Raw genomic sequence first — 26613 nt, 5'->3', positions numbered from 1 at the left:
CGTAGGGCGGGGTTCACCCCGCCGCCACAGGTCCCGGCTTACTCTGTGATTTTCGACACGACGCCGGCGCCGACGGTGCGGCCGCCTTCGCGGATCGCAAAGCGCAGGCCGTTTTCCATCGCGATCGGGGCGATCAGCTCAACGCCAAACGACACGTTGTCACCCGGCATCACCATCTCCGTGCCCTCGGCCAGAACAACCGTGCCCGTCACGTCCGTCGTCCGGAAGTAGAACTGCGGACGGTAGTTGGCGAAGAACGGCGTGTGACGGCCACCCTCTTCCTTGGTCAGGATGTAGGCCTCGGCCTCGAACTTGGTGTGGGGCGTCACCGAACCCGGCTTGCACAGAACCTGGCCACGCTCAACCGCTTCACGGTCGATGCCGCGCAGCAGCGCGCCGATGTTGTCGCCCGCTTCACCGCGATCCAGCAGCTTGCGGAACATTTCAACGCCCGTGCAGGTCGTTTTCTGCGTGTCCTTGATGCCGACGATTTCGATCTCGTCGCCCACGTTGATCACGCCACGCTCGACACGGCCAGTCACAACAGTCCCGCGACCGGAGATCGAGAACACGTCTTCGACAGGCATCAGGAAGGGCTGGTCCACGGCGCGCTCGGGCGTCGGGATCCATTCGTCCACGGCCGCCATCAGCTTGCGGATCGCTTCTTCGCCGATCTCGGGGTTGTTGCCTTCCATCGCGGCCAGGGCCGAACCGGGGATGACGGGGATATCGTCGCCGGGGTACTCATAGGAGTCCAGCAGCTCGCGGATTTCCATCTCGACCAGCTCCAGCAGCTCTTCGTCGTCGACCTGGTCCACCTTGTTCATGAACACGACCATTGTGGGGATGCCCACCTGGCGGCCCAGCAGGATGTGCTCGCGGGTCTGGGGCATCGGGCCGTCAGCCGCGTTCACAACCAGGATCGCGCCGTCCATCTGCGCGGCACCGGTGATCATGTTCTTGACGTAGTCGGCGTGGCCGGGGCAGTCGACGTGGGCGTAGTGACGCGCTTCGGTCTCGTATTCCACGTGCGCAGTCGAGATGGTGATCCCGCGGGCCTTCTCTTCGGGCGCGCCGTCGATCTGGTCATAGGCCTGGAAGTCGCCAAAATACTTCGTGATCGCCGCCGTCAGCGTCGTCTTGCCGTGGTCAACGTGACCAATCGTGCCAATGTTAACGTGCGGTTTCGTACGCTCAAACTTTTCCTTTGCCATCTTGTCAGACGCCCTTTTTGGTTGTGGGCTGCATGCCCGGATTCACTCCGCGCGGCATGTATTGCGAATGGCTGCAAAAATCAAGGACCTAAGCGGGCCAACCGCCGTCGGCGCGCGCGCATCATTTCCAGCAGCCCCGCTACATGGCGCAGCAGTCTCCTGACCTGCTTACTCGACAGGTGCGGGTACAGGTTCCGGCCCTGCCACAGGGTCCGGTGCGAACCATCCCTCGTTGGTGCTTTGACGCACGAGGAACCGTTCGATTGCCTTGGCTGCGTTTTCGCTCAGCTCGGTCAGCTGCTCTTCGGCGGTCATGGTATAGCCTGTTCCGATGATCGGCGCGGTGCCGAAGGTTTCGAGCACGGTGATCTGTTCGGGTTCGTCGTTCAGCTTGGTGCCTGCAGCGTCGTCCCACACGGTGACATTGAGGATCAGCGCGGATTTTGGCGCCAGCACCAGCGGAATGCCGGGTTGTGCCAGAACGTAGCCCTCGACGGAAATACCGAAGTGATAGCGGCTGGCCCCGTCATAGCGGCCAAAGCGGGCGGCCACGGCGCCTTTCACGGCTTCGGTCAGTTGCTCTTCGGTCGCGGGACGGCTGAGCGGGCCGCGCTGCGCGCTCTCGGCCAGAACGATGTTATGCTCCAACCGGAAGTCCCCCAAGGGCACCGGCGGCTGGTCCAAATCCTTGGCACCGCTACACGCGGCGACCACACACAACATCGCAAAACCCACACACAAACGCATCATATGCGCCGCCTCCCGTCATTTTTCTGTTGCCTCTGCGATATCCTACGCGCGGGACGCACGCAATTGCCCCGGACGCCACGACACGCGGGGTGTTGCGAACGGGTCAGCGGAGGCTGCTTATCAGTCGCAGATGTTTTGCAGATCGTTCCATTGTGCAGGTGTCAGTACAGGTTGCCATGTCACATCATCAGGGGCGGCCGCGCGGGCGCGGTCGATGCGGTCCGACAGGGTCGGATGGGTCAGGAAATGCGCCAGCACACCTGACTGATCGCCATGTTCATCGCGCAAACGCTGGAACATGTCCCCAAGCGCCGCCGGGGAAATCTCCGCCCGTTCGAGGACATCATAGGCGAACGTGTCTGCCCCGGTTTCGGCCGCCTGCGAATATTGCGCATCGATCAGACGTTCGGTCAGGAACAGGACCACGGCCCCACCGGCAAAGTCGCCGAACAGGAGGCCCAGAACGCCGATACTGCCGGCAGAGCGCAGCGCATTGCGGGTGGGGTCGCGGCCCACCACGTGGCCCATTTCGTGAGCAAAGACGGCGGCCACCTCTTCAGGCGTTTCTGCGGCATCTATCAGACCGCGGAAGAACACGACGAACCCACCCGGCAGGGCGAAAGCGTTGATCATCGGGTGATCTAGGACAAAGACGTTGATGTCTGCCGCGTCCGGCAGGGTGGCCGACAGACGATCCGACATGGCGGTCAGAGCGGCCACGCCAGCAGGATTTTCGCACAGGCCCAGCGGGCCGATGGCGTCAGAGCCAAGCGCATTGCGGATCTGCTGGAACGTGGCCTCGCCCAGCGCGTGTTCGGCCTGTCTGGGGATGACGACGGCCAGTTGATCCGCAAGGATCGGGATTAGCACGCCGATCTGGATGGCAACCGCCGCCACGGCCCCGGCGGCCCAGAGCGCCAGGCGCCCGCGCCCCTTGGGCGGATCGGCCCTGTCGATATGCGGCCAGCGCGGCAGATCCGCCAGTTGCGGCACATAGAGGCGCGCCAGCGGATCGGAGGTGATGCGGAGCATCGTGTCATGCGTGCCTGCGTGGTCTGGGATGCGGCGGATCTGGTCGATGGGCCAGTCGATGTCGTCGCCCTCCGCCGGGGTCATGCGCAACTGGTTTGCGCTTGCGGGCAGGCTGAGCGTGACGGGCACGCCTTCGGGTCGATCTCCGTCAAAGAACACGCCACGTTTCGTCATATCGCCGCCCCCAGATCGAGCGCTTCGGAGAAGCCTTCGGCTTCGGCAAAGTCGTCACGGTCGCGTTGGCTGATCCTGAGCAGTCCCTCCGCCTGCGGCAGGGTCAAAGTTTCGGCCATGTGCCGCATCAGAGGAAAGGTCACGAAGGTCGCGTGCATGACCGACCACAGCAGAAAGATCCCGAAATAGAGCAGGACCGCGCCCCCGATGCTGAACCAGCGGGGCAGGTCAAACACCAGATCCTCTTCGATACCCGCCATATCCTGCAACACCTCGAACCCTATCAGCGGCACCATCAGCACCATGATCAGGGCCACGCCGATGCTGAGAATGAAATAGGCGAGGATGTTGCCGAAGGTCAGGATGGAGGCGATGCGCAACGGGCGCAGGGCGGAGGCGAAAGCGATGCCATCCGCCGTTTTGTGACAGGCCATGATGCGGCGCGAAACGTATGCGTAGTGGATCAACGAATAGATCAGCCCGAAAAAGATCGGAAAGAGCAACCACAGGCGCCACGGCGATACGATCTGGAGGTCTGCCAGTGCCGAAGTTGTGATCCGGACGTTCGTCAGAACGTCCTGCCACCCGACGGACAGGGCTGGCAGGATGGGGTCGAGCACGCTGATCCACAACGCCCAGAGGGCCGTCGATGCCAGCGTGACCCCCAGAGGGATGGCCGCGCGGTAGAGCATCAGCCACGTGCCGCCCTGGTGCAGCCTGGCCGAGCCGAACCACGTACGGTCGGTGCGGTATTTCTCGAGATAGAACGTCATGCGCGGCCACAGGATGCCCGCGCTGAACAGCGTCAGCGCCCAGTGCCCCAAGGCCCGCAGCGCATAGCCCCACGCGCCCGGCTCAAGCGCGAAGCGCACCCCACGCCACCGGGTCCGGCCAAGGACATAACGACGGGCGCGGTAGCGGGCGTAAAACCACAAAGGGACCACGCCTGCGACGCTGGCGAGGTAGCCCGCGAAATTGCCGTCAAACAGGCTGAAACTGACGAACATCAGAAGCAGGTTCACAATGCCGATGTAGAAGGTGAGGATCACCACGGCGATGAAAAAGCCCAGCAGCTTTTCCCACGGATCGCCCACATATTCGAGCGGGTGCCCGCCCGGCCGGATTGACGACCAGAAATAGCGGCGCAGGCGCGTCTTCATCCAGAAGCGGTAGAACCCGAGGGTCAGGACCGACCAGAAGCCGGTGATCAGGGCCAGACGGAACACGCTGCCGCGCGCGCCGGTCCAGCCAACGCGCAGTACGCCATCGTCAGGTGAATGTATTGTCGCGGGGGAACCCACGGGGGGCCATCCGCCCTGCCCCGGCGCGTTTTCCGCGCCACTCGTCAAGTGCGGTTTCGGTTCTTGTCCGTCCTGCGGGGTCTCGCCAGCTGAGCCCTTCGCCCAAGGTGAAGGTGGTTGCATCGCTCAGCCCCCCATCTTTGTACCGTTGCAGTCGAACGCCCTTGCCGCGCGCCATTTCCGGCAATTCATCCAATGCAAACACCAGCACTTTGCGGTTGTCACCGACCACGGCCACGCTGTCGCCGGTCACGGGCTTGCACACCGCGACAGTCACGTCACCCCGCACGTTCAACACCTGCTTGCCCGACCGCGTCTGGGCGATCACGTCATCCTCGGGAACCACGAACCCGTCGCCCGCACTGGACGCCACCAGCAATCTGCGACCCGGTTTATGGGTCATGATGTCGTGAATCTGCGCCTCGTTCGGCAGATCGACCATCAGGCGCACCGGTTCGCCCATGCCGCGCCCACCGGGCAGGTTCGCCGCCGACAACGTGTAGAACCGCCCGTTCGACCCCACGACAATCAGGCGATCCGTCGTTTCCGCATGGAAGATAAAGCGCGCACCGTCGCCATCCTTGAACTTCAATTCGCGGTTCAGGTCGATATGCCCGGTCATGGCGCGGATCCAGCCCATCTGGCTGCACACCACTGTGATAGGCTCGCGCTCGATCATCGCCTCGAGGGGCACGTCCTCGACCGTGCCGGCCTCGGCAAATGTCGTGCGCCGCGCGCCGCCTTCGTAGTCTTTACCAAAAGTCTTTTTCGTCTCGCGCAGCTGTGCAGAGATGCTCTGCCACTGCAAGTCCTGGCTTTCCAGCAGGTCCTCGAGGCCTGCGCGTTCCTCCATCAGTGCGGCCTGTTCGCGCAGCAGTTCCATCTCTTCGAGACGGCGCAGCGACCGCAGGCGCATGTTCAGGATCGCTTCGGCCTGCACATCGCTCAGCTCGCCCTCGCCCGGAGGCGGGCCGACATAATCCGCCTCGGACATGGCGCGGGGATGATCCTTGCCCCAATCCTCGCGCATCAGCGCGGCCTTGGGCTCGTCATCATAGCGGATGATGTCGATCACGCGGTCGAGGTTCAGAAAGGCGACGATCAGCCCCTCAAGCACCTCGAGCCGGTGGTCGATCTTTTCCATCCGGTGCTGGCTGCGCCGGATCAGGACCTCGCGGCGGAAATCGAGGAAGGCCCGGAGCACTTCCTTCATCGAACAGACCTTGGGCGTGACGCCGTCGATCAGCACGTTGAGGTTCAGCGAGAACCGCACCTCGAGGTCCGAATTGCGATAGAGCATGCCCATCAGCACATCAGGGGCCACATTCTTGGACCGCGGCTCGAGGATCAGGCGGATATCGTCAGCAGATTCGTCGCGCACATCGGCGAGGATCGGAATCTTCTTGGTTTGGATCAGTTCCGCCAGTTTCTCGATCAGCTTGGATTTCTGGACCTGATAGGGAATTTCGGTGACAACGATCTGCCACTGGCCGCGGCCCAGATCCTCGACCTCGTAGCGGCAGCGCAAGCGGAAGCCGCCCTTGCCGGTGCGGTAGGCCTGCGCGATCTGATCGGCGGGTTCGACAATGATGCCCCCCGTCGGGAAATCGGGGCCAGGCACATAGTTTAGCAGCGTGTCGTCGCGGGCATCCGGCGTCTTGATCAGATGCAGGCAGGCGTCGCACAGTTCGGAGATATTGTGCGGCGGAATATTCGTTGCCATCCCAACCGCGATCCCGCTGGACCCGTTAGCCAGCAGGTTCGGAAACTCGGCTGGCAGAACCACCGGTTCGGTCAGCGTTCCGTCGTAATTGTCGCGGAAATCAACTGCGTTCTCGTTCAGACCGTTTAGCAGAGCTTCGGCCACGGCGGTCATGCGCGCCTCGGTATAGCGCGAGGCGGCCGGGTTATCGCCGTCGATATTGCCGAAGTTGCCCTGTCCGTCGACCAGCGGATAGCGGACGTTGAAATCCTGAGCCAGTCGCGCCATCGCATCGTAAATCGCCGCGTCCCCGTGCGGGTGATAGTTGCCCATCACGTCGCCCGAGATCTTGGCCGACTTGCGGAACCCGCCCGTGGACGACAAGCGCAATTCGCGCATCGCAAAAAGAATCCGGCGATGCACCGGCTTGAGCCCGTCACGCGCATCCGGCAGCGCCCGGTGCATGATCGTGCTGAGCGCATAGGTCAGGTACCGCTCGCCCAATGCGCGGCGCAGCGGTTCCGAAAGGTCCATGTTGGGGGTATCGGCCTGATCTGACATAGATGCTGTGTATCCCCGCAGCGCAGCCCGAACAAGCGGTGAACGCAAATTACCACGAGTTACACATGCACGCGGAACCGTTCGCGCGAGACTTGCGTTACATCCGCGACACAGAACGGCGCGACGGGGAAAAAATCTCCAATTTTAACAGTGATGTGAATCGTGCTGTCTGCTATTGAAATCGAGCGCTGCAACAAGTCTGCCGCGGCGCCAGTGAAGTGTTGGGGGTGTCTGGTCATGGCCAGGTTTATTTTTGTGACGTTTGCGTTCCTTGGTTGGGCCTTTTACGAAATGAGCGGTGGCGCGGATTTCGATCCGGAAGAGACGCGCCTTGCCCGGATTGACCCGCCCGCGCTGGTTGAAGAAGAAAAGCTGGATACGGTTATCGTGCAAGCTGCTCCCGCGCCCGTTCCCGAAAACGTCACGCGTGTTGCTCTCAACCTGACATCGGTCGATGACGTCCTTCGCCCCGCGCCGACACTGCGCGCAACACCAGCACGCGCAACACAAGTGCAGGAGGCCGTCGTAACGGAAGCGGTATCCGAGGCAGCGCCCACCATTATCCTGCCCAGCCTGGTGACAGGTGCGGCCGTCATTACGCCTGTTGAGTTCGGCGAGGATGGCGCCCAGAGCGCACTGACAGCGCAGGCACCTGACCTGCGGTCGGTGACGGGTAATCGCGTCAATGTGCGCGGCGGACCGGGCACCGGCTATTCCATCGTGACCCGTCTGACACGCGGCGATCAGGTCGAAATCCTGCAAGATCCCGGCGACGGGTGGGTCAAGCTGCGCCCCGTCTCGGGTGGCCCCGTGGGGTGGATGGCAGACTTTCTTCTGAACGAAGGCTGATTGCATCCCTGCCGCTGACTGCTAAGTCAATGCCAAACGGCTAATGACGGCGCAGGCATGACACGCAAATCCATTTTGATCACCGGGTGTTCCTCGGGCATCGGCTATGCTGCGGCGCACGGGATGCGGGCCGCAGGATGGCGCGTATTTGCCGCCTGCCGCGCCGAAGCCGACTGTGACCGCATGATCGAGGAAGGGTTCGACAGCCCCCTGATCGACTACGACGACGCAAATACCATTCACGCCGGTCTTGCCGAAGTGCTTGACGCCACGGGTGGCACTTTGGACGCGCTGTTCAACAATGGTGCCTATGGCATGCCCGGCGCGGTCGAAGACCTGCCGACGGACGCCTTGCGCGCCATTTTCGAAACCAACTTCTTTGGCTGGCATGAGTTGACCCGCGCAGTCATTCCGGTGATGCGCGCGCAAGGACACGGTCGGATTGTGCAATGTTCCTCCGTCCTCGGCTTTGTCGCCTTTCCCTGGCGTGGGGCCTATACCAGCACCAAGTACGCCCTTGAGGCGCTCACCGACACCCTGCGCATGGAAATGCGTGACACGCCCATTGACGTGATCCTGATCGAACCCGGCCCCGTGACCAGCAAATTCCGCATCAATGCCATCCCTCATTTCGAACGCTGGATCGATTGGGAGGCATCGGCCAAGGCGGACGCGTACCGCGCGCTGCTGCGCGAGCGCCTTTATGAAGATAACGGACCGGACAAATTCGAACTGCCGCCCGAAGCGGTGGTGCGCAAATTGCGCCACGCGGTCGAGGCGCGCCGCCCCCATCCGCGGTATTTCGTGACGACCCCCACCTATATCGCCGCGTTTGCGCGCCGTATTCTGCCCACGCGCGCGCTGGACTGGCTTCTGACGCGCACGTGACCGAACGCCACGTTCGCCTTTGGGCGCAGGCCCGCTACATCACGCACTGGAAATCGAAAGGGATTGGGGATCATGGCGCAAGACCCGCTGTTCATATTGATCATTTTGGCCTGCCTTGGCGTGTTGTTCGTGCTGATGCTCGGTCTTGGCGGCTTTGCCAAGGGCTCTGGCTGGGCGCAGAAAAACTCCAACAAACTCATGCAGTACAGGATCGGCGCGCAGTTCATCGCAGTCGTGCTGATCGTCATCTACGTATTTTTCCGGCAAAGCGGAGGCTGAACGCATGGTCGTTCTGAACAAGATTTATACCAAGACCGGCGATGCCGGTGAAACCGCGCTGGGCAATGGCGCGCGTGTCGCCAAACATGCGATGCGCGTCACCGCCTATGGTACGGCGGACGAACTGAACAGCTTTCTCGGGGTGGCCCGGCTGGCGGCCACCGGGGACGTGGACGCCGCACTGGGGCGCATTCAAAACGACCTTTTCGATCTGGGTGCGGATCTGTGCCGCCCCGATATGGAAAAGGACGCCGAGGCCGAATACCAACCCCTGCGGATGGTCGATGCACAGGTGGAGCGGCTGGAAAGCGAAATCGACGCGATGAACGCCGAACTGGAGCCGCTGCGCAGCTTTATCCTTCCGGGCGGGTCCGCGTTGTCGGCCCATTTGCATGTTTGCCGGACCGTGGCGCGGCGCGCCGAACGTCTGGCCGTGGAGTTGGCGACGATGGAGGCGATCAACCCCGCCGCAGTGAAATATCTCAACCGTCTTAGCGACTGGTTCTTTGTGGCGGCGCGCATTGCCAACAATGGCGGCAAGGACGACGTGTTGTGGGTTCCTGGTGCCAACCGCAATTGAGGCGACGGGCCACAAAACGCTGCGCGGCACGCTTTCTGATCTCACCGTGCGGCGACACACTTGGGAAACATTCTTTCCCTTTAAACCCGAAACGCGGCGTCGTTGATGCGTGACGTGACGATTTTGTCCTGTTTCCGTTACGACGGGTTGGGTAAACCAACCGGGACCAATTATCTCGCTTGGCGAAGATGAGTCGAAATCTGGCCGTTCTGAACGGTCTGAATATAGAAGAGAGGAACGCTTATGAAGGTGCTGGTGCCTGTCAAACGCGTGATCGACTACAACGTGAAAGTGCGCGTCAAAGCGGACGGATCGGGTGTGGATCTCGCCAATGTGAAAATGTCGATGAACCCGTTTGACGAGATTGCCGTCGAGCAGGCCATCCGCCTGAAAGAAGCGGGTCAGGCCGAGGAAATCATCGCCGTCTCCGTGGGCGTCAAGCAGGCGCAGGAAACTCTGCGCACGGCGCTTGCCATGGGCGCGGACCGCGCGATCCTCGTGATTGCCGCGGACGATGTGCACACGGATATCGAGCCGCTGACCGTCGCCAAGATCCTCAAAGGTGTCATCGACGAAGAGCAGCCCGGCCTCGTGCTGTGCGGCAAGCAGGCGATCGACAACGACATGAACGCGACCGGCCAGATGCTGTCCGCCCTCATGGGCTGGAGCCAGGCCACGTTTGCGTCCGAAGTCGAGATTGCGGGCGACAAGGCCAAGGTCACGCGCGAAGTGGACGGCGGTTTGCAGACCATAGAAGTCAGCATGCCCACCGTCATCACGGTCGACCTGCGCTTGAACGAGCCGCGCTATGCGTCGCTGCCCAACATCATGAAGGCCAAGAAGAAGCCTTTGGATGAGAAAACAGCCGCCGATTACGGCGTCGATGCAGCGCCGCGTCTTGAGATCGTGAAAACGACGGAGCCCGAGGCGCGCGCCGCAGGCATTAAGGTGGGTTCGGTGGACGAACTCGTATCGAAACTCAAAGAAGCGGGGGCTGTGTAATGGCTGTTCTTCTTCTCGCAGAAATCAACGATGGCGAACTGGCCATGGACGCCACGGCCAAGGCCGTGTCGGCATCGACCGCATTGGGCGATGTTGTTGTCCTCGCCGCGGGCGCCACATGCGCCGCTGCAGCCGCAGAGGCCGCGACGATCCAAGGTGTATCCAAGGTGCTGTGCGCCGAAGACGCGGTATATGGCAAGCGCTTGGCTGAACCCGTGGCCGATCTGATCGTATCGCTGGCTGGCGATTACGAGCACATCGTCGCCCCCGCGACCACTGACGCCAAGAACGTCATGCCCCGCGTCGCGGCCCTACTGGACGCGATGGTGATTTCGGATGCAACGGCCGTGGTCGACGCCAACACTTTCGAGCGCCCGATCTATGCGGGCAACGCGATCCAGACCGTTAAATCTTCGGATGGCAAGAAGGTCATCACTTTCCGCACGTCCACCTTTGATGCCGCAGAGACCGGTGGTTCCGCTTCGGTGGAAAACATCGCCGCCGCTGCCGATCCAGCACTGTCATCCTGGGTCGAGGACAAGGTCGCCGAAAGCGACCGTCCCGAGCTGACATCGGCTGGCGTGGTTGTGTCCGGTGGTCGCGGTGTCGGCTCCGAAGACGATTTTGCCCTGATCGAAAAACTGGCCGACAAGTTGGGCGCTGCCGTGGGCGCGTCACGCGCTGCGGTCGATTCAGGTTATGCTCCGAACGACTGGCAAGTTGGCCAGACCGGCAAGGTCGTGGCACCCGACCTCTATGTCGCGGTCGGGATTTCCGGTGCGATCCAACACCTCGCGGGCATGAAAGATTCCAAAGTCATTGTGGCCATCAACAAGGACGAAGAAGCGCCGATCTTCCAGGTCGCCGATTACGGCCTGGTCGCAGACCTCTTTGACGCCGTGCCCGAGATGATCGAAAAACTCTGATTGGCTCAGAGATGCATTGAAAAGGCCCGGTGCGAATGCTCCGGGCCTTTTTCGTTTCAACACATGGCGTTGAGTGTCGGCACCAATGCCCGGCTGATCTCGTGATGGACATGTGGGCCCAGCATCTGTTCTGCGGCCGGTGCCTCGGTATCGGCAAAGATCATGCCCTCGGTGCCCGCCTCCACCGCTTCGGCAGAGGCCACGACCTCTACATATTTCGTCGCCATCGGGATCACTTTGTCCAGCATTGCCCGCGTGATGAACGCCGGGTCGGCGTCGATGTCGTTGGACGTCTCATCTGGCGCACGGTCGCTGGCCCAGAGGAGGATTGTCTTGCCGCTGATCTGGCTGAGCACAAGGCGCATCCGGGCAATCCACGCGGTTTGCAGCTCTTCCACCACTGGCTCGAACCGTTCCTGCGACACAAGCTGTAATCGTTTCAGCATGTGGTTTGTAAAGTTGAATTCCGTAAAATCGACGTCGCGATAAATCGCCCGCAACAGCGGTGATGCTTCGACAAAGCGGTCATTGCGGCGCGGATGCACACGATAAAACCGGTTGGACATGTTGCGCGGACTGGTGATCTGGATCACTGTTGCTGCGGCCATCCCGGTGACCTCGCGCAGATAGGGATCAGTGGCATAGACATCCACCCCGCCGTTCATGCTTCCGAAATTCACGCAAGTCGTGCCCAGCTGGCTTTCAACCAGGTCCGGAAACGGTGCGCGAATGAACTTGCCATATGTGGTTGTCCCACCGAAAAACGCGACAAAGTTCTTGTCCAGTGACCGTCGCGGCCCGCGGAACAGGACTTTGGAATTGCCGTAGCGACACGGCAGATAGTCGAGTCCGCCTGGACTCAATGCTTCATAACTCATGAGACCCACTCTCAATATATTCACCCAAGGCCAAGGTCGCATGAGGGCCTTGCGATTTCCCTAATCAAACATGACGATTTTGGGGCAGTGGTAACTCTTGCCCCTGCCATCGCCCTGCCCCTATGGTGCAGCGGCTGTCAGAGAGGATGATCATGGACATCAAGACCGTTGGAATCGTGGGCGCAGGGCAGATGGGCAACGGGATTGCCCATGTGATGTCACTGGCCGGCTATGATGTCATGCTCAACGATATCTCGGACGACGCGCTCAAGGCCGCCCTGGCCACGATTGACCGAAACCTCGAACGTCAGGTCAGCCGCGACAAGATTTCGGCCGAGGAAAAAAGTGCCGCCATGGGCCGGATCCAGACAACGCAAACCCTGACCGACCTTGGGCAAACCGACCTCGTGATCGAGGCCGCGACAGAACGCGAGACGGTCAAGCAAGCCATTTTCGAGGATTTGTTGCCCCACCTGCAACCACATACGATCCTGACATCGAACACGTCTTCCATTTCGATCACACGCTTGGCCAGCCGGACAGACCGGCCTGAAAAGTTTATGGGGTTTCATTTCATGAACCCGGTGCCGGTGATGCAACTGGTCGAATTGATCCGCGGCATTGCGACCGATGCCGAAACTTTCGAAGCCTGCCGGGCGGTCGTCGACAAGCTGGGCAAGACCGCCGCCACAGCCGAGGATTTTCCCGCCTTTATCGTCAACCGCATTCTCATGCCGATGATCAACGAGGCGGTCTATACGCTCTACGAAGGGGTGGGATCAGTCCAATCCATTGACTCGTCAATGAAACTTGGCGCGAACCATCCGATGGGGCCGCTGGAACTGGCCGATTTTATCGGGTTGGACACCTGCCTTGCGATCATGAACGTCCTGCATGATGGGCTGGCCGACACGAAGTACCGTCCCTGCCCGCTGCTGACCAAATATGTCGAAGCCGGGTGGCTGGGTCGCAAGAGCCAGCGCGGATTCTACGATTACCGGGGCGACGTGCCGGTGCCGACGCGCTGAACCTCTAGTCGGTCAGCGACAGCGTGTGGTCGCGCAGCCAAGCCATGAAGCCGCGCGGGTCATCCTTCCACTTGGCCACTTCTTCTTGCGGCAAAGGATGACCGACGATCGGGCCTTGGGGCTTGTTGAGCGAATGCACGATTTCGTGCAGCAATAGCCCCTGCCGCAGCATCGGCGACAGCTTGTTCGCAATCTGGTAGGCGCGGCTGTTTTGGCCCGGGAATTTCATCGGCACCACCGTGGCACCCGAACGCCGGATCAACTGTGCGGTAAAGACATTCCACTCGGCCTCGACTGCTGGACCCCAATAGGTTTCAGACGCGGCAACCCCGCCCGACGGGAACAGCGCAACAACGCCGCCCTCCTTGAGGTGTGCCATCGCCTTGGCACGCATCTCGACGCCCTTGCGCTGCGCATCTTCTTCGTGCGGAAACGGCACCGGGATCATGTAACTGCCAGCAACTTCGTCGATCACGGTCAAAAGCGACCGGGTCAAGATGCGATAGTCGGGCCGGACACGTCCGATCAGATCGGCAAAGATCATGCCATCGACCATCCCGTGCGGGTGGTTGGCCACAACGATCACAGGCCCCTGTTTGGGAATGCGGTCCAGCTGGGATTGGGGCGTGGTCAGATCGATCCCCATCACGTCCAATGCCGCCCGCCAGAACGCTTGGCCTTGTGGCGCACCGCGACGCTCAAACTTACGGATCAGCCGCAGGATCGTCAGCTTGCCGGTGAACGCTTCCATGACGCGGATGAACGTGGCCTTCCACGGGTCTTCGAACGTCGACGCATAGGACAGGCTGCGCCGATCATATTTGGCAAAGTTCACCTTTTCAGGCTCTGCCGTCAATTTGGTCAGGTTGTGCGTGCTGTCGACCAAGACTGTGCCACCTTTTTCTGGCCAATCCCACCGGGCAGTTGGCTCAGGTCTCTTCCCCAAACTTGTCGGCCACCAAAGCCTCCAATGCCTCGGCCAACGCATCAGCGTCTGGGCCGGAGGTTTCAACGTCAATAAAACTTCCCATCGGCGCTGCCAACATCAAAAGACCCATAATACTGTCGCCTGATGCAGACATGCCATCCTTGTCAACGGTCGCACGGGCATCAAAGGCCTCGACCACCTCGACCAGTTTCGCAGACGCACGCGCGTGCAGTCCCTTGACGTTCACAATTTCCAGTCTGCGTTGGCTCATCTTCTATCCGTCTGCGCTCAAATTCTGTGTGTCGATATACTTTTTGCCCGCATCCAGTGCCAGCCGCACAGCGTCCTGTACGCCCAGCTGGCGGCTTTTGGCGAGTTTGATCAGCATGGGCAGATTTGCGCCGTACAGAATACGCCGATCTTGCGGGCGGCACGCCATGAGGCTGAGGTTGGAGGGCGATCCGCCGAAGAGGTCGGTGACCACAACAACGCCGTCCCCGGTGTCGACAGTGTCCGCCGCGGCGCAAATCTCCGCTTCCTTGGCCTTGCGATCGTGATCGGCTTCTATGGCAATCGCGCGTATACCGGATTGCGCACCGACAACATGTTCGATGGCTTTCAGGTATTCGCCGGCCAATCCACCATGGGCAACGATCACGATTCCGATCAAGCTGAAGCCTCTTCCCGTTTACGGCGATCCAGTTCACGATGGCGAATAGACACCTGCCAGCCTGCCTCTGCAAGGGCTGCGGCCAAGGTTTCCGCCATGGCAACCGACCTGTGTTGCCCGCCGGTGCAACCAAAAGCGACGGACAGGTGGCTCTTGCCCTCATCGAGGTAGGCCGGCAGTTGCCACAGCAGCATGTCGCTCAGCTTGGCCTCGAATGTCGCGGCGCGTTCGTCGGTCCAGATATAGGCCTTTACGGCCGGATCGAGGCCCGTGGCACTTCGCAATTCAGGGTCCCAGAACGGGTTTTTCAGGAACCGGCAGTCAAAGACCATATCAACCGACCTTGGCAGGCCCCGTTTGTAGCTGAAGCTTTGCACGGACACAGCGATCTGGCTGTGTCCGCCCGGCGAGAACCAGTGTTCGACCTCTGCCCGAAGCTGGTGCACATTGATGTCCGACGTGTCGATCAGGACATCCGCCCGCGCGCGCAGGGGCGCCAGCAGTTCAAGCTCGCGCTGGATCCCCGCCTCGACCCGGTCCGCCGCGGCCAGTGGATGACGGCGACGGGTTTCGGAAAAGCGGTTGAGCAGAACTTCGGTATTGCAGTCGAGATAGAGCAATTCAGGCATCAAGCCCGGCACTGCCGCGATCTGTCCCATCGCATCCATGATGGCGGTGATCGAGAAATCCCGGTTGCGCGGATCAATTCCGAGCGCCACAGGCTTGTCCGGCACCGGATTGTCCAGAAGCGGTCGGATGAGGCGCAAAGGCATGTTGTCGATGGCCTCATAACCCAGGTCTTCCAGAACGCGGATCGCGCTGGACCGGCCAGCCCCGGATGGGCCAGTGACAAGAACAAGTCTGCGCGCTTCGGGCATTACGGTTCCTTTCTGGTCCCTCTGAGGTATTGCAAGATACCCGCGGGCCAAGCGGGGCTGTCGACTTTGTGTAGGAGTGGCACTGTCACGCCAAGGTATTCCTTCTGGCGCGCGTTCGGGATCCTGTCCGTTTCCGGGGCATCGAGAGTGACGCAAAACACGATCTCGGAGGGCGCGGCAACTGCTGTGAGGATGCCGATCCCGCGTGCTTCGATCAGACCCTCGATCGTCGCTGGCGCACGCGCCCAGAGTGCCCCTTTTTGCACCCACAGCTCCGTTTGGTCGTCAGATACGAGCGTCGCCCCCCACGCCATGAACTGGAGGGCAAGGCTCGATTTCCCGCGCCCCGCCTGTCCTGTGATCAGAACGCCCCGTCCCTCCAAGGCGACCGCCGTGGCGTGAACGCGCAGGACCTGATCCATCCCGTCTAGACCGGCAAGCCCACGACAAACCGTGCGCCCAGCGGTTCAGAGGTGATATCGGCATCGGTTGGCCGGATGTTCTCGGCCCAGATCACGCCGCCATGCGCCTCGACGATCTGTTTCGAGATGGCGAGACCAAGCCCGGAATTATTGCCGAAATGCTCTTCTGGCCGTTGCGAATAGAACCGCTTGAAGATCTTGGTCAGTGCCTGATCCGGGATGCCCGGTCCGGTGTCTTCGACCACGATCAGGACACGGTTTTCGCGCTTGCGGGCCCAGATCCGGATCGCGTCGCCGTCTTCACAGAAGGAAATCGCGTTCGTGATCAGGTTGACAAAGACCTGCGCCAACCGCGCTTCGAGCCCCTGTACCTGAATGGCTTGATCGGGCAGGTCCGTAATGAATTCTATGCCCTTGCCACGCGCGTCCTCGCCCAGGTACTGCCCGAGATTTCCAAGCATGGTCAGCAGGTTGAACGCTTCTTCCTCTTCCTTGACCAGTTCACTGTCAAGACGCGACGCGTTGGAAATATCGCTTACCAAGCGGTCAAGGCGGCGCACGTCGTGGTCAATGACGTCCAAGAGTTTTTCGCGTTGGTCATCTCGTTTGACCATCCGCAGGGTGCCGACCGCAGAGCGCAGCGACGCGAGAGGGTTCTTGATCTCGTGCGCGACATCGGCTGCGAATTGTTCGTTGCCGTCGATGCGGTTGTACAGTGCCGCGATCATGCCCCGCAGCGCACCGGACAGCCGCCCGATTTCGTCGGGCCGTGCAGTCAGATCCGGGATGCGAATGCGCCCGGGATTGACCTTACGCGCGTTCTTGTCCCGGCCCAGTTCAGCCGCAGCTGCCAGATCGGCCAGCGGATTGGCGATTGTCGACGCCAGAACAAGGCTGAGTCCGATCGAAACCAAGGTGGCAATCACGAACATTTGCAAAACGCGTTCGCGTTCGTTGCGCACCATGGCGTCGATTTCGCCAGATGCGCTGGTCAACGCAATGACGCCCACGGCGTTTCCGCCTTGCTGGATCGGCGTGACAACACTGAACAATGCGCCGCCCACACCATCGATGCCTTCGCTCACCTGTGTCTCGCCGGCAAGCGACCGCTCGACCAACAGCCGCAGCTGATCTTCGACAGATGGTGTTTCCGCGGCCTGACCGGCGAAGGGACGCGAGATGATGTTCCATACCCAGCTCAACCCATCAGTCAGGATGGCAAGGTCTTCTTCGTCATTCGTGGGTTGCAGAGGGGCCAATGTGCCCTGCGTCTGAGCCACAAGCGCACTTGTTGCGTCAAACACGAATACGTCGTGCCGTGCGCGCACATCCATCTCTGCCAGCGTCGCGTCGACGTCGATACCATCGCCTGTGGCAAGGTTCACCGGCGCGCCAGCGGGCAGTTTCGCCTCGATCACGTCCGCCACCAATTCGGCTTGTGCGACAAGAGACGAAATCCGCTGCACCGCGAGGCTGTCGCGCGTAGAGTTCAGATATAAAATTCCCGCCACCAGAACATTCAGCGCAATCAGGTTGAACGTGATGATCTTGCGCGCCAGCGGCGAGCCCCCCAACGACATCAGGCCGCGTCGTGCGCGGCCATCCGTCATTTCAGAGGAGCTTACCGTTTCCGGCGCAACCCAATCCTCACCCAACACGACGTCGCCGTCACGTGATGGTGGGGTGCTCATGTCTCGCATGACTGTCCCCTCGGCCAGTGCCTCAAAGGCATCTTTCTATTCTTCGTTGTAGCGATACCCGATGCCGTACAACGTCTCAATCGCCGAAAAATCGTCATCCGCGCTGCGCATTTTCTTGCGCAGGCGCTTTATGTGACTGTCGATCGTGCGGTCATCGACATAAACCTGATCGTCATAGGCCACATCCATCAGCTGATCCCGCGATTTGACAAAGCCGGGACGTTGCGCAAGCGCTTGAAGCAGCAGGAATTCTGTGACGGTCAGCGACACGTCCTTGCCTTTCCAGGACACCGCATGACGCAACGGGTCCATCCGCAGATCGCCCCGCTCCATGACCTTGGTTTCCTCGGTATCGCCAACCACGTCACCGGCCACCGCGTCCTGACGGCGCAAGAGCGCGCGAATGCGTTCGACCAAAAGGCGCTGCGAAAACGGTTTTTTGACGTAATCATCCGCACCCATCCGCAGGCCCAGAACCTCGTCGATCTCGTCATCCTTGGACGTCAGGAAGATGACCGGCATCGTGGTTTTCTGGCGCAAACGCTGAAGCAGATCCATCCCGTCCATGCGCGGCATCTTGATGTCCAGGACAGCCATGTCCGGAAGACGCTTGTTGAATGCATCCAGAGCGGCCTGACCATCGTTATACGTTTCGACCTCGAACCCTTCGGCTTCGAGAGTCATGGAGACGGACGTCAGGATATTCCTGTCGTCGTCCACCAATGCAATCTTTGACATTGCCTGTTTCCTTGTGCTGCTCGTTATTTTTGATTTTTCCGCCATTGTTCCGGTTTTGGCCTTTCGAATCAATCAATAAGTGCGAATCAGGTGCTGATTGCCTCCACACAGTCGCCAGAAATTGGTTAGGAATGACTAAATTGCCGCACATTCGCGCTCTGGGTGTGCTCAGGAGAAAGCGTGTTTGCGCAACCGGTCGCCATGGTGGCGCTAACTCCGTGCTCCCCATCTGTTCATGTGTAGAATCCGCATGTTAAGACGCCGGAACGGGGCGATGCGACGTCGCTTCTGGGCCTTCCGCCCACCTCTGACACCTACGCCATCGCGCGACATCAGGAGAATTTCACATGACATTTGGACGGGTAAACCCGCAGTTCCGCCTCGACGATCAAGGGATCACAGGGCTGGGCGATGTCTATTATAACCTGATCGAACCGGCACTGATCGAACGCGCACTTGACCGCGACGAAGGCACGCTTGGCAAGGGCGGTGCATTCCTGGTGACCACCGGCAAATTCACAGGACGCTCACCCAAGGACAAGCACGTGGTCAAGACGCCCGACGTGGCCGATCACATCTGGTGGGAAAACAACGCCGAGATGTCGCCCGAAGGGTTCGACGCCCTCTATGAAGACATGCTGGCCCACATGAAGGGCCGCGAATACTACGTGCAAGATCTCGTGGGCGGTGCCGACCCGTCGTTTTCGATCAATGTCCGCATGGTGACAGAACTGGCCTGGCACGGGCTGTTCATCCGCCACATGTTGCGTCGCCCCGACGCCGAGGATCTGGCCGCGTTCACGGCCGATTTCACCGTTATCAACTGCCCCTCGTTCAAGGCCGACCCTGCGCGCCACAACTGCCGGTCCGACACCGTGATCGCAATGAACTTCGAACGGAAACTGATCCTGATCGGCGGCACGGAATATGCGGGTGAGAACAAGAAATCGGTCTTCACCCTCCTTAATTACCTGCTGCCCGAACGTGGCGTGATGCCGATGCACTGCTCGGCCAACCATGCGCACGGCAACCCGGTAGACACAGCGGTGTTCTTTGGGCTGTCAGGCACCGGCAAAACAACCCTGTCCGCAGATCCCGGCCGGACACTGATCGGCGACGACGAACATGGCTGGTCCAACCGTGGCACGTTCAACTTCGAGGGTGGCTGCTATGCCAAGACAATCAACCTGAGCGCCGAAGCCGAGCCCGAAATCTATGCGACCACCGAGAAATTCGGGACGGTGATCGAGAACATGGTGCATGACCCGGACACGATGGATCTTGATTTCGAGGATGACAGCCTGACGGCGAACATGCGCTGCGCCTACCCGCTGGAATATATCTCGAACGCTTCCGCCAGCGCGCTGGGTGGGCACCCCAAGAACATCATCATGCTGACCTGCGACGCCTTTGGGGTGTTGCCCCCGATTGCCCGTCTGAGCCCGGCGCAGGCGATGTACCATTTCCTCTCCGGGTTTACCTCGAAGGTGGCAGGCACGGAGCGTGGTGTGACGGAACCGGAACCCACATTCTCGACCTGTTTCGGCGCACCGTTCATGCCGCGGCGGCCAGAGGAATACGGCAAGCTGCTGCAGGACAAGATCGCCAAACACGGCGCAACCTGCTGGTTGGTGAACACCGGCTGGACCGGTGGCGCCTATGGTACGGGCAGCCGGATGCCCATCCGCGCGACGCGTGCGCTACTCACTGCTGCGCTGGACGGAACTCTTGCCGCTGGAGATTTTCGCAAGGACCCGAACTTTGGCTTTGACGTGCCTGTCTCCGTGCCGGGCGTTGCGGACATCCTTTTGGATCCGCGCCGCACATGGGACGACGGCGCGGCCTATGATGCGCAAGCCCGGAAACTTGCGGACATGTTCGCCGACAACTTTGAGCAGTACCTGCCGCATATCGACGACGACGTGCGCGCGGCAGCGATCGGGTAATCGCGCGAGGCGGCATGACGCCGCCATCCAATACGTTGACGAGGCGGCCTCAGGCCGCCTCGGGCACCACGTCCGACAACGGAATATCCAGCAAATATTCCAGATCTTCGCGACTGTTATAGGCCAGAAACGTATCGATGGGCGCATCCCGGCCATCGACCACCCATTTCAGCGCGCTCGGCTCCAGATGGAGATATCCGATGCGCGCGGCAAAGCCCTTGTACGCGACCACGTTCAGGATAAAGCCGTAGATCCAGTCCGGATCCCATTTCTGCATCATCTCAAGCATACCCGTCCGGCCCAAAACGGGCGCCAGACCAACGCCGCGATATTTGCCGCGTTCCGGCGCGACCCAGAATTCACCATGATAGGCGACTGTCCCGTCCATCCGGTGCGCGCCGGGGGTCGCGCGGAACCGCGAGCGTCGCAGGTCAACACCCTTGAGCGGCGGCGGAAAGGCCCGGAATTGGCGCAGCAGGTAGCTGCTGAGGGGCATGCCACCCAGACGGATGCGCTTGGAGGCTTGGGTGTGAATCAACGTACCATCCTCGCTACGACCAATCATCCAGAATGCATTGGCCTCGGTCAAAGTGTGCAACGTATGGTCGAACGGCGCGCCCAGCTTCTGCATTGGCCGCTCTTCCTTCACAATTTCCGCGTATTCCTCGAAGTCACTGCCGAATGTCAGCTGAATACCCTGCGTCGCCAGAATATCGCGACTGGTCGCAATAAACGGTGCCGCGTTGCCCGAAAACTGAATCGTCATCCCATCTCTCCTTTGCCACACAAAGACAAATTTAGAACAATGCGATGAAAATTACCCGTAAATAACTCGCGTGATAGTGGTGACTGATGTCACAGTTAATCGCTGGCCCGCGCGACTTTCTCGAAAATTGCATCCGCAGGGTCGAATTCGGGACGATCTATATCGGTGATTGCCGCGCGCTGTTCCTCGTCCAGATCGGTAATGTTCACATTTGCCGTCGGGACAACCAGTGTCATGACCGCCGGAGACCTGTCTGGAAAAAAACCGCCCATCATCAACCTTTGGTAGACCATGGTGGCCTGGCTCTCATCATATCGCACGGGCATTCTGGTATAGACGTGATCGAGGCGCGCCATCTGGGTGGTTTGAACGTCGTGAAACGACTGATCCAGCATGCGCCCGAACTCTTCTCCGGCAGGCAGACGCGCGATCGGCCGCCCGATGCTGGACCGTGCATAGTCCAGCCCAAACCAGTTCACATAGGCCGATTTTTCGCCGAACTCGACACAGATCCACCCTGCTTCGCCATGTCGGTAGACCATTAAAAAAGGCCGCACATGTGCGAGGCATGTGCTCTCTATTTCAGCACCTGCCATCATCCACGCGCGAAACGTCTCGCGCAGCAACACCGATTCGTCGGTCCAGATGCTGCCCATGGGCTGTTGTTGCTGGTAAAAAACCCAATCGCCTTCCTGCGCCTTGAGGTATTGGAGCGCGCCGTGGGAACCGGTTTGCCCGCGCGCCCAGACCTTGGATCGCATCAACAGATCAAGGGCCTCGGGCAAGGCCGCCTCGCCCGCCTTGGTCAGTTCGTAGCGACGATCCTTGACGAAAAACAGTTCCTGTCCGCGCATAACTTCCAGTTGCGCGATATGGCGTCGCACGGTCTGGCGCGTGCTGTTGAGTTCGCCCACGGCATGGGACAGATTCAACGTGCGCGCCAACGTCGTGAAGGAGCGGATCATCTCGAATAAAAGCGGATGATTTGTATCTGTAAAATTCGCCAAAGGAGCGTTCACGCGATTCCTCAATGTATGATCTATAATACCATATGGTTAAAGCAATCATACAACAATGCAACATTTACGTGTGATTTATTATCACATCTAGTCAATTGAACGCTTGGCCGCGATGGCCGATCACTCGGGTCGAAACAACCGGAGGTAATTGGTTATGTCACATCCCGTCGATGTCCATGTCGGTAAACGTCTGAAGCAAATCCGTACATTGCGGCGCATGTCGCAGACCGACGTTGCGAAACGTCTGCAACTGTCTTTCCAGCAGATCCAGAAATACGAAATCGGCTCGAACCGTATCGCCGCCAGCCGTCTTTTCGAACTGTCGCGCATCCTTGATGTACCGACCTCGTACTTCTTCGAAGGTCTGGTCGATGCCGAACCCGCACCACGTCGTGACAACGGCATGGACATCGTCAACGCCCTGGCTGCGATCGAGGACGAAAAGATCAAATCCCGTATCGTGACCTTCATCGAAGACGTCTCTGGCCTGACCGTCGCGCGCCGCGCGTCCTAAACTAGGATCGAACGACGGATCAGGTTTAGCCCGACGATCAGCAACACGATCAACGTTGCACGACGAAACAGCGCCTGATCGATCCGATCCAGGATCTTACCGCCCAGCCATTGGCCCAGAAGGGCCGGCGCGATCAGCGCAAGGCTGAGCGGAAGTGTCTCTGCCCGCAGAACCCCAGACCCCACATGCGCACCAAGCAGTGCAATCGCCCCAAGTCCATAGATGACGCCTTGGGCGCGAACATGTTCCGTTTTTTCCGTGTCCAGAGCTGTCAGATAGAGGGCCGTGGGCGGCCCCCACACGCCTGACATCCCTCCGAGAAACCCGGCGATGGCACCGACACCTGCCTCGATCCCTGTGTGCTGCCGTTTCAACCGCATCACCCATCCGGCCAGTTGCAGGAGAGCAAAGACGGTGACGGGCACGCCGATCAGCCCCAGAAACACGCTGACCGGGACAACGCGCACCAGTTGCGCGCTGAGCACCAGCACTATCCCGCCGACCAGCAGAAACACCCTGAACCGCCGCGCCGAAGCCAATGCAGGCCCCACACCTTGCCGAAAGGCCTGTGTGCCATTGGCGGCCAGCATCGGAAGAATCAAACCCGCCAACGCCAGTTCTGGCGCCATGAACGATGACAGTCCTGAAATCATGACCATCGGCGCACCAAACCCGACCACGCCTTTGACCACGCCGCCCAGCAGCGCAACGGCAAGGGAGGCCACCCATAAACCAAGGGGGAGGAGCGCGAAAAACTGTTCCATGACCATGACCTATCGTCATCGATGCCGCAGTGCAAAATATCGCTACGAAAGATAAGAACAAAACGCCGCAGAAAAACGAATATTTGTTGCGCTGCACTTGCAAAATAGATAGGCAGTCTCGGAACGGATAAAGAGGGAAGCGCAATGGCACATGATGGACAGGATTTGGGTGCGATGACCCCGGTATTGCTCGACGACCTGCTGCACCTGACGGAGGCCGCCGTGGCACCCGTTGCGGCGTTGACCGACTTGGCACGGGACCGCCTGAGGGCCCAGCTAAGCGTGGATGGGCGCGTGTCCAGCGCGTTGGTCGAAGAGCATCAGACCGCCGCTCATGGCCTTGCCTGGCTCGCCACATATGCCGAATCCCTGCGGCAGATGCACAAATGGGCCGCGGCACTGAATGCCGAGGGCAAGCTGGGCGAGGTCGAGGCGCTGATCCTCCAGATCACATTCGGCGAGTATCTCTGGCAGATTTACGGCGGCATCCAGATGAACCAGGGCGAGATCCTGCGACTGCAGGATATGGGACTGTCGCAAGACGACATGCGCGGCATGATGGAACCAGCGGTGATGACCCTCACCCAATCCGGCAACACCCAAGCGGCACGCCTGCGCCTTGTCGAGCTGATGCAGGAACGCAGCGCCGAAATCACCGTTGGCGCCTCCGGTCTTGATGAAGAGCTGGAGATGATCCGCGAGCAGTTCCGCCGCTATGCCATGGAAAAGGTCGAACCATTTGCCCATGACTGGCATCTGAACGACGAGTTGATCCCGATGGAGGTGATCGAGGAACTGGCCGAGATGGGCGTGTTCGGCCTGACCATCCCCGAGGAATATGGCGGCTTTGGCCTGTCGAAGGCGTCCATGTGCGTTGTGTCCGAAGAATTGTCGCGCGGCTATATCGGCGTGGGATCGCTTGGCACGCGCTCTGAGATCGCCGCGGAGTTGATCATCGCGGGCGGCACCGAAGAGCAAAAGCAAAAGTGGTTGCCAAAGCTGGCCAGCGCCGAAACCCTGCCCACAGCCGTGTTTACAGAGCCGAACACAGGGTCCGATCTAGGCAGTCTGCGCACCCGTGCGGTCAAGGATGAGAACGGCGATTACAAGATAACCGGCAACAAGACGTGGATCACCCATGCCGCGCGTACACAAGTCATGACGCTGCTGGCGCGTACAGATCCCGCGACGTCCGACTACAAGGGCCTGTCGATGTTTCTGGCTGAAAAGACCCCCGGTGATGATGCAAATCCCTTTCCCACCGACGGCATGACCGGTGGCGAGATCGAGGTGCTCGGTTATCGCGGCATGAAGGAATACGAACTGGCCTTCGACAGCTTCCACGTCAAAGGTGAGAACCTGTTGGGCGGCGAGGAAGGCAAAGGCTTCAAACAGCTGATGGAAACCTTCGAATCCGCGCGCATCCAGACCGCAGCCCGTGCGATCGGCGTGGCGCAATCGGCGCTCGACATCTCGATGCAATATGCGCAAGACCGCAAACAGTTCGGCAAATCGCTGATCAACTTCCCCCGTGTCGCCAACAAGCTGGCGATGATGGCGGTGGAGATCATGGTGGCGCGCCAGCTCACCTATTTCTCGGCCTTCGAGAAGGATGAAGGCCGCCGTTGCGATGTCGAGGCGGGCATGGCCAAATTGCTGGGCGCCCGTGTTGCTTGGGCAGCGGCGGACAATGGGTTGCAGATCCATGGCGGCAATGGCTTTGCGCTGGAATACAAGATCAGCCGCGTGCTGTGTGACGCACGCATCCTCAACATCTTCGAAGGGGCCGCGGAAATCCAGGCCCAGGTCATTGCGCGCCGACTGTTGGGCTGACCCACAGGTGCCCCCGAGCCGGCCAGCCGGTTCGGGGCCATTGACGCCACGCGAAAAACCCCCAAGCTGGTGGCATGATCTCCTTTGTTGCCGCTGTCTTTTTCCTGATCATCACACCCGGACCCGGTGTTCTGTCAGCAGCAGGCGTCGGCGCGGCCTATGGCATGAAATCCGGCTTGCGCTATGTGCTTGGCCTGTTCATCGGCAATAATCTGGTGATCCTTGCGGTGATCACCGGCCTCGCCGCCTTCGTGCTCGCCAACCCCACTATCCGCACAGTTCTGTTTGTACTGTCGACGGGCTACCTGCTCTACCTCGCCTTTCGGATCGTCGTCGCCGGGTCCAAGCTGGCCTTTCAGCCTGCCACGAAAGAGCCGGGGGTAGTGGCGGGCATTCTGCTGCAACCGATCAACCCCAAAGCCTATGCCGTCAATACCGCCCTGTTTTCCGGCTTCAGCATCTTTCCAGACGCGCTTCTGGCCGAAGCGGTCTGGAAACTCTTTGTTGTAAACGCCATCTGGGTACCGATCCACGTCCTGTGGGTGTGGTTTGGTGCACGGCTCAAGGCATTGAACCTCGCCCCCGAAAAACAACGCCTGATCAATTTTGCGATGGCATTCTCGATGCTGCTGGTGGTCGGTCTGGCGGTCTGGTCCGAAATGCGACCCTAGCGGCGCGCAACAACGGTGCATGGGTGGCGGGGCATATATTCCGGGCGCTCTTGCGCCGCCAGTTCCAGACACCGGCCAACCGCAGCCCTGTCTGCGGCCTCATCGGTTGCGCCGCGGCCGATGGCGAACGCGCCATTTGACGATATGGCGAATGACACAGGCCCCGGCGTCATTTCAAATCGGACAAAACCGTTTTTCATCGCCTTTGTCAGCGGCAAGCCAGTGTCGGGATCGGGCATGATGTCGAGACGTACCTCGACCACGCGGCAATCGGACCCGTGATGCGCGCACCAGGCCAAAGCGTCCCGCCGCGCCGTTGCTTCGTCGGGATACTCGATCACCCACCCGTATGCAGTGGCCCCACGCGCAAAGACCGAGATATCCGAAGCGTTGCGCTGCCAGATGTCGTAAGCGAAACGCATGGCTTCGGGCATGTCAGCGTCTGGCGCTGGCTCGACCGCTGACTCAATCGGTGGTGCAACCAGAGCGGATTCGAGTTGCCAGACATTCAACGCGCCCAACACCGCCAACGCTCCGAACAGAAACCCAACCTCAAGCCTGCTCAGAGATACCCGTTCTTGCGGCATGATCCGTCCATTC

28 protein-coding genes are annotated in these 26613 nt (G+C 60.3%); 11 read left to right on the top strand and 17 right to left on the bottom strand.

What is annotated here, in order from left to right; genetic code table 11:
- Nucleotides 1-38: 38 nt before the first annotated feature.
- From tuf to Q0949_RS02695, 5 genes are all read right to left on the bottom strand, one after another.
- On the bottom strand, nt 39-1214 hold the full coding sequence (tuf, locus tag Q0949_RS02715; RefSeq protein ID WP_299368235.1) for an elongation factor Tu: 1176 nt from the start codon (nt 1212-1214) through the stop codon (nt 39-41).
- A 168-nt stretch (nt 1215-1382) separates the two neighbouring features.
- Nucleotides 1383-1964 (bottom strand): hypothetical protein, encoded by a 582-nt coding sequence (locus Q0949_RS02710; protein WP_299368232.1) that lies wholly within the window; start codon nt 1962-1964, stop codon nt 1383-1385.
- Nucleotides 1965-2084: 120 nt separating this feature from the next.
- A complete protein-coding gene (locus tag Q0949_RS02705) occupies nt 2085-3170 on the bottom strand; it encodes a M48 family metallopeptidase (protein ID WP_299368229.1) in 1086 nt (361 codons plus the stop codon).
- Nucleotides 3167-4471 (bottom strand): DUF898 family protein, encoded by a 1305-nt coding sequence (locus tag Q0949_RS02700; RefSeq protein WP_299368226.1) that lies wholly within the window; start codon nt 4469-4471, stop codon nt 3167-3169. The genes Q0949_RS02705 and Q0949_RS02700 overlap by 4 nt, the downstream gene beginning before the upstream one ends.
- The gene (locus tag Q0949_RS02695; protein ID WP_299368221.1) at nt 4440-6734 is read right to left on the bottom strand and encodes a DNA topoisomerase IV subunit A; all 2295 of its coding nucleotides are present in this window, start codon (nt 6732-6734) and stop codon (nt 4440-4442) included. Before Q0949_RS02695 ends, Q0949_RS02700 begins: the two co-directional genes overlap by 32 nt.
- 237 nt (nt 6735-6971) lie before the next feature.
- Between Q0949_RS02695 and Q0949_RS02690 the strand changes: the two genes are divergently transcribed.
- The 6 genes from Q0949_RS02690 to Q0949_RS02665 all read left to right on the top strand — a co-directional run bounded on the left by Q0949_RS02690 (nt 6972) and on the right by Q0949_RS02665 (nt 11258).
- A complete protein-coding gene (locus tag Q0949_RS02690; RefSeq protein ID WP_299368218.1) occupies nt 6972-7583 on the top strand; it encodes an SH3 domain-containing protein in 612 nt (203 codons plus the stop codon).
- Between the two features lie 57 nt (nt 7584-7640).
- Entirely contained in the window at nt 7641-8471 is an 831-nt protein-coding gene (locus Q0949_RS02685; RefSeq protein ID WP_299368215.1) for an SDR family NAD(P)-dependent oxidoreductase, read from the top strand.
- 72 nt (nt 8472-8543) lie between these two features.
- The gene (locus Q0949_RS02680) at nt 8544-8750 is read left to right on the top strand and encodes a twin transmembrane helix small protein (RefSeq protein ID WP_299368213.1); all 207 of its coding nucleotides are present in this window, start codon (nt 8544-8546) and stop codon (nt 8748-8750) included.
- A gap of 4 nt (nt 8751-8754) precedes the next feature.
- Nucleotides 8755-9330: a cob(I)yrinic acid a,c-diamide adenosyltransferase gene (locus tag Q0949_RS02675; RefSeq protein ID WP_299368210.1), complete on the top strand. Its 576-nt coding sequence runs from the start codon at nt 8755-8757 to the stop codon at nt 9328-9330.
- Nucleotides 9331-9573: 243 nt separating this feature from the next.
- Nucleotides 9574-10332 carry an electron transfer flavoprotein subunit beta/FixA family protein gene (locus Q0949_RS02670; protein WP_299368207.1) on the top strand — a complete coding sequence of 253 codons (759 nt, stop codon included), beginning with the start codon at nt 9574-9576 and terminating at the stop codon, nt 10330-10332.
- Nucleotides 10332-11258 carry an electron transfer flavoprotein subunit alpha/FixB family protein gene (locus Q0949_RS02665; protein WP_299368204.1) on the top strand — a complete coding sequence of 309 codons (927 nt, stop codon included), beginning with the start codon at nt 10332-10334 and terminating at the stop codon, nt 11256-11258. The genes Q0949_RS02670 and Q0949_RS02665 overlap by 1 nt, the downstream gene beginning before the upstream one ends.
- A gap of 56 nt (nt 11259-11314) precedes the next feature.
- Here the strand turns inward: Q0949_RS02665 and Q0949_RS02660 are convergent, their stop codons facing one another.
- Nucleotides 11315-12136, bottom strand: coding sequence for a DUF6473 family protein (locus tag Q0949_RS02660; RefSeq protein ID WP_299368201.1), 822 nt, complete (start codon nt 12134-12136; stop codon nt 11315-11317).
- Nucleotides 12137-12288: 152 nt separating this feature from the next.
- Here Q0949_RS02660 and Q0949_RS02655 point away from each other — a divergent pair, with 152 nt between their 5' ends.
- A complete protein-coding gene (locus Q0949_RS02655; RefSeq protein ID WP_299368196.1) occupies nt 12289-13164 on the top strand; it encodes a 3-hydroxybutyryl-CoA dehydrogenase in 876 nt (291 codons plus the stop codon).
- Between the two features lie 4 nt (nt 13165-13168).
- Here the strand turns inward: Q0949_RS02655 and Q0949_RS02650 are convergent, their stop codons facing one another.
- The 7 genes from Q0949_RS02650 to Q0949_RS02620 are packed head-to-tail and all read right to left on the bottom strand — an operon-like array spanning nt 13169 to nt 18500.
- Nucleotides 13169-14050 (bottom strand): lysophospholipid acyltransferase family protein, encoded by an 882-nt coding sequence (locus Q0949_RS02650; protein ID WP_299368193.1) that lies wholly within the window; start codon nt 14048-14050, stop codon nt 13169-13171.
- 43 nt (nt 14051-14093) lie between these two features.
- Nucleotides 14094-14363 carry an HPr family phosphocarrier protein gene (locus Q0949_RS02645; protein ID WP_299368190.1) on the bottom strand — a complete coding sequence of 90 codons (270 nt, stop codon included), beginning with the start codon at nt 14361-14363 and terminating at the stop codon, nt 14094-14096.
- A gap of 3 nt (nt 14364-14366) precedes the next feature.
- Nucleotides 14367-14762, bottom strand: coding sequence for a PTS fructose transporter subunit IIA (locus Q0949_RS02640; RefSeq protein WP_299368187.1), 396 nt, complete (start codon nt 14760-14762; stop codon nt 14367-14369).
- The gene (gene rapZ, locus Q0949_RS02635; RefSeq protein WP_299368184.1) at nt 14759-15640 is read right to left on the bottom strand and encodes an RNase adapter RapZ; all 882 of its coding nucleotides are present in this window, start codon (nt 15638-15640) and stop codon (nt 14759-14761) included. Before rapZ ends, Q0949_RS02640 begins: the two co-directional genes overlap by 4 nt.
- The gene (locus tag Q0949_RS02630) at nt 15640-16062 is read right to left on the bottom strand and encodes an HPr kinase/phosphatase C-terminal domain-containing protein (protein WP_299368181.1); all 423 of its coding nucleotides are present in this window, start codon (nt 16060-16062) and stop codon (nt 15640-15642) included. Before Q0949_RS02630 ends, rapZ begins: the two co-directional genes overlap by 1 nt.
- 5 nt (nt 16063-16067) lie before the next feature.
- Nucleotides 16068-17762: a sensor histidine kinase gene (locus Q0949_RS02625; protein ID WP_299368179.1), complete on the bottom strand. Its 1695-nt coding sequence runs from the start codon at nt 17760-17762 to the stop codon at nt 16068-16070.
- 36 nt (nt 17763-17798) lie between these two features.
- The gene (locus Q0949_RS02620) at nt 17799-18500 is read right to left on the bottom strand and encodes a response regulator transcription factor (protein WP_299368176.1); all 702 of its coding nucleotides are present in this window, start codon (nt 18498-18500) and stop codon (nt 17799-17801) included.
- Between the two features lie 347 nt (nt 18501-18847).
- Here Q0949_RS02620 and Q0949_RS02615 point away from each other — a divergent pair, with 347 nt between their 5' ends.
- Nucleotides 18848-20446, top strand: a complete 1599-nt coding sequence (locus Q0949_RS02615; protein ID WP_299368174.1) for a phosphoenolpyruvate carboxykinase — start codon at nt 18848-18850, stop codon at nt 20444-20446.
- A gap of 49 nt (nt 20447-20495) precedes the next feature.
- Here the strand turns inward: Q0949_RS02615 and Q0949_RS02610 are convergent, their stop codons facing one another.
- Nucleotides 20496-21212, bottom strand: a complete 717-nt coding sequence (locus Q0949_RS02610; RefSeq protein WP_299368172.1) for a hypothetical protein — start codon at nt 21210-21212, stop codon at nt 20496-20498.
- Nucleotides 21213-21307: 95 nt separating this feature from the next.
- Nucleotides 21308-22177: a LysR family transcriptional regulator gene (locus Q0949_RS02605; RefSeq protein WP_299368168.1), complete on the bottom strand. Its 870-nt coding sequence runs from the start codon at nt 22175-22177 to the stop codon at nt 21308-21310.
- Nucleotides 22178-22385: 208 nt separating this feature from the next.
- Between Q0949_RS02605 and Q0949_RS02600 the strand changes: the two genes are divergently transcribed.
- Nucleotides 22386-22745, top strand: a complete 360-nt coding sequence (locus Q0949_RS02600; protein ID WP_299368165.1) for a helix-turn-helix transcriptional regulator — start codon at nt 22386-22388, stop codon at nt 22743-22745.
- On the opposite strand, the gene Q0949_RS02595 is transcribed toward Q0949_RS02600, so the two are convergent.
- A complete protein-coding gene (locus Q0949_RS02595; protein WP_299368162.1) occupies nt 22742-23509 on the bottom strand; it encodes a sulfite exporter TauE/SafE family protein in 768 nt (255 codons plus the stop codon). The two genes, Q0949_RS02600 and Q0949_RS02595, sit on opposite strands and share 4 nt — an antisense overlap.
- 144 nt (nt 23510-23653) lie before the next feature.
- Between Q0949_RS02595 and Q0949_RS02590 the strand changes: the two genes are divergently transcribed.
- Complete coding sequence (locus Q0949_RS02590) at nt 23654-25342, top strand: acyl-CoA dehydrogenase family protein (RefSeq protein WP_299368159.1); 1689 nt, start codon at nt 23654-23656, stop codon at nt 25340-25342.
- Nucleotides 25343-25416: 74 nt separating this feature from the next.
- On the top strand, nt 25417-26013 hold the full coding sequence (locus Q0949_RS02585) for a LysE family translocator (RefSeq protein WP_299368156.1): 597 nt from the start codon (nt 25417-25419) through the stop codon (nt 26011-26013).
- On the opposite strand, the gene Q0949_RS02580 is transcribed toward Q0949_RS02585, so the two are convergent.
- Nucleotides 26010-26600: a hypothetical protein gene (locus Q0949_RS02580; RefSeq protein WP_299368153.1), complete on the bottom strand. Its 591-nt coding sequence runs from the start codon at nt 26598-26600 to the stop codon at nt 26010-26012. The genes Q0949_RS02585 and Q0949_RS02580 overlap by 4 nt on opposite strands.
- Between the last annotated feature and the right edge of the window lie 13 nt (nt 26601-26613).

It is taken from the genome of uncultured Tateyamaria sp. (assembly GCF_947487805.1).
Taxonomy (GTDB): domain Bacteria; phylum Pseudomonadota; class Alphaproteobacteria; order Rhodobacterales; family Rhodobacteraceae; genus Tateyamaria.
Note: the sequence above shows the minus strand (reverse complement) of the source record. Positions and strands in the feature narration are given on the sequence as shown.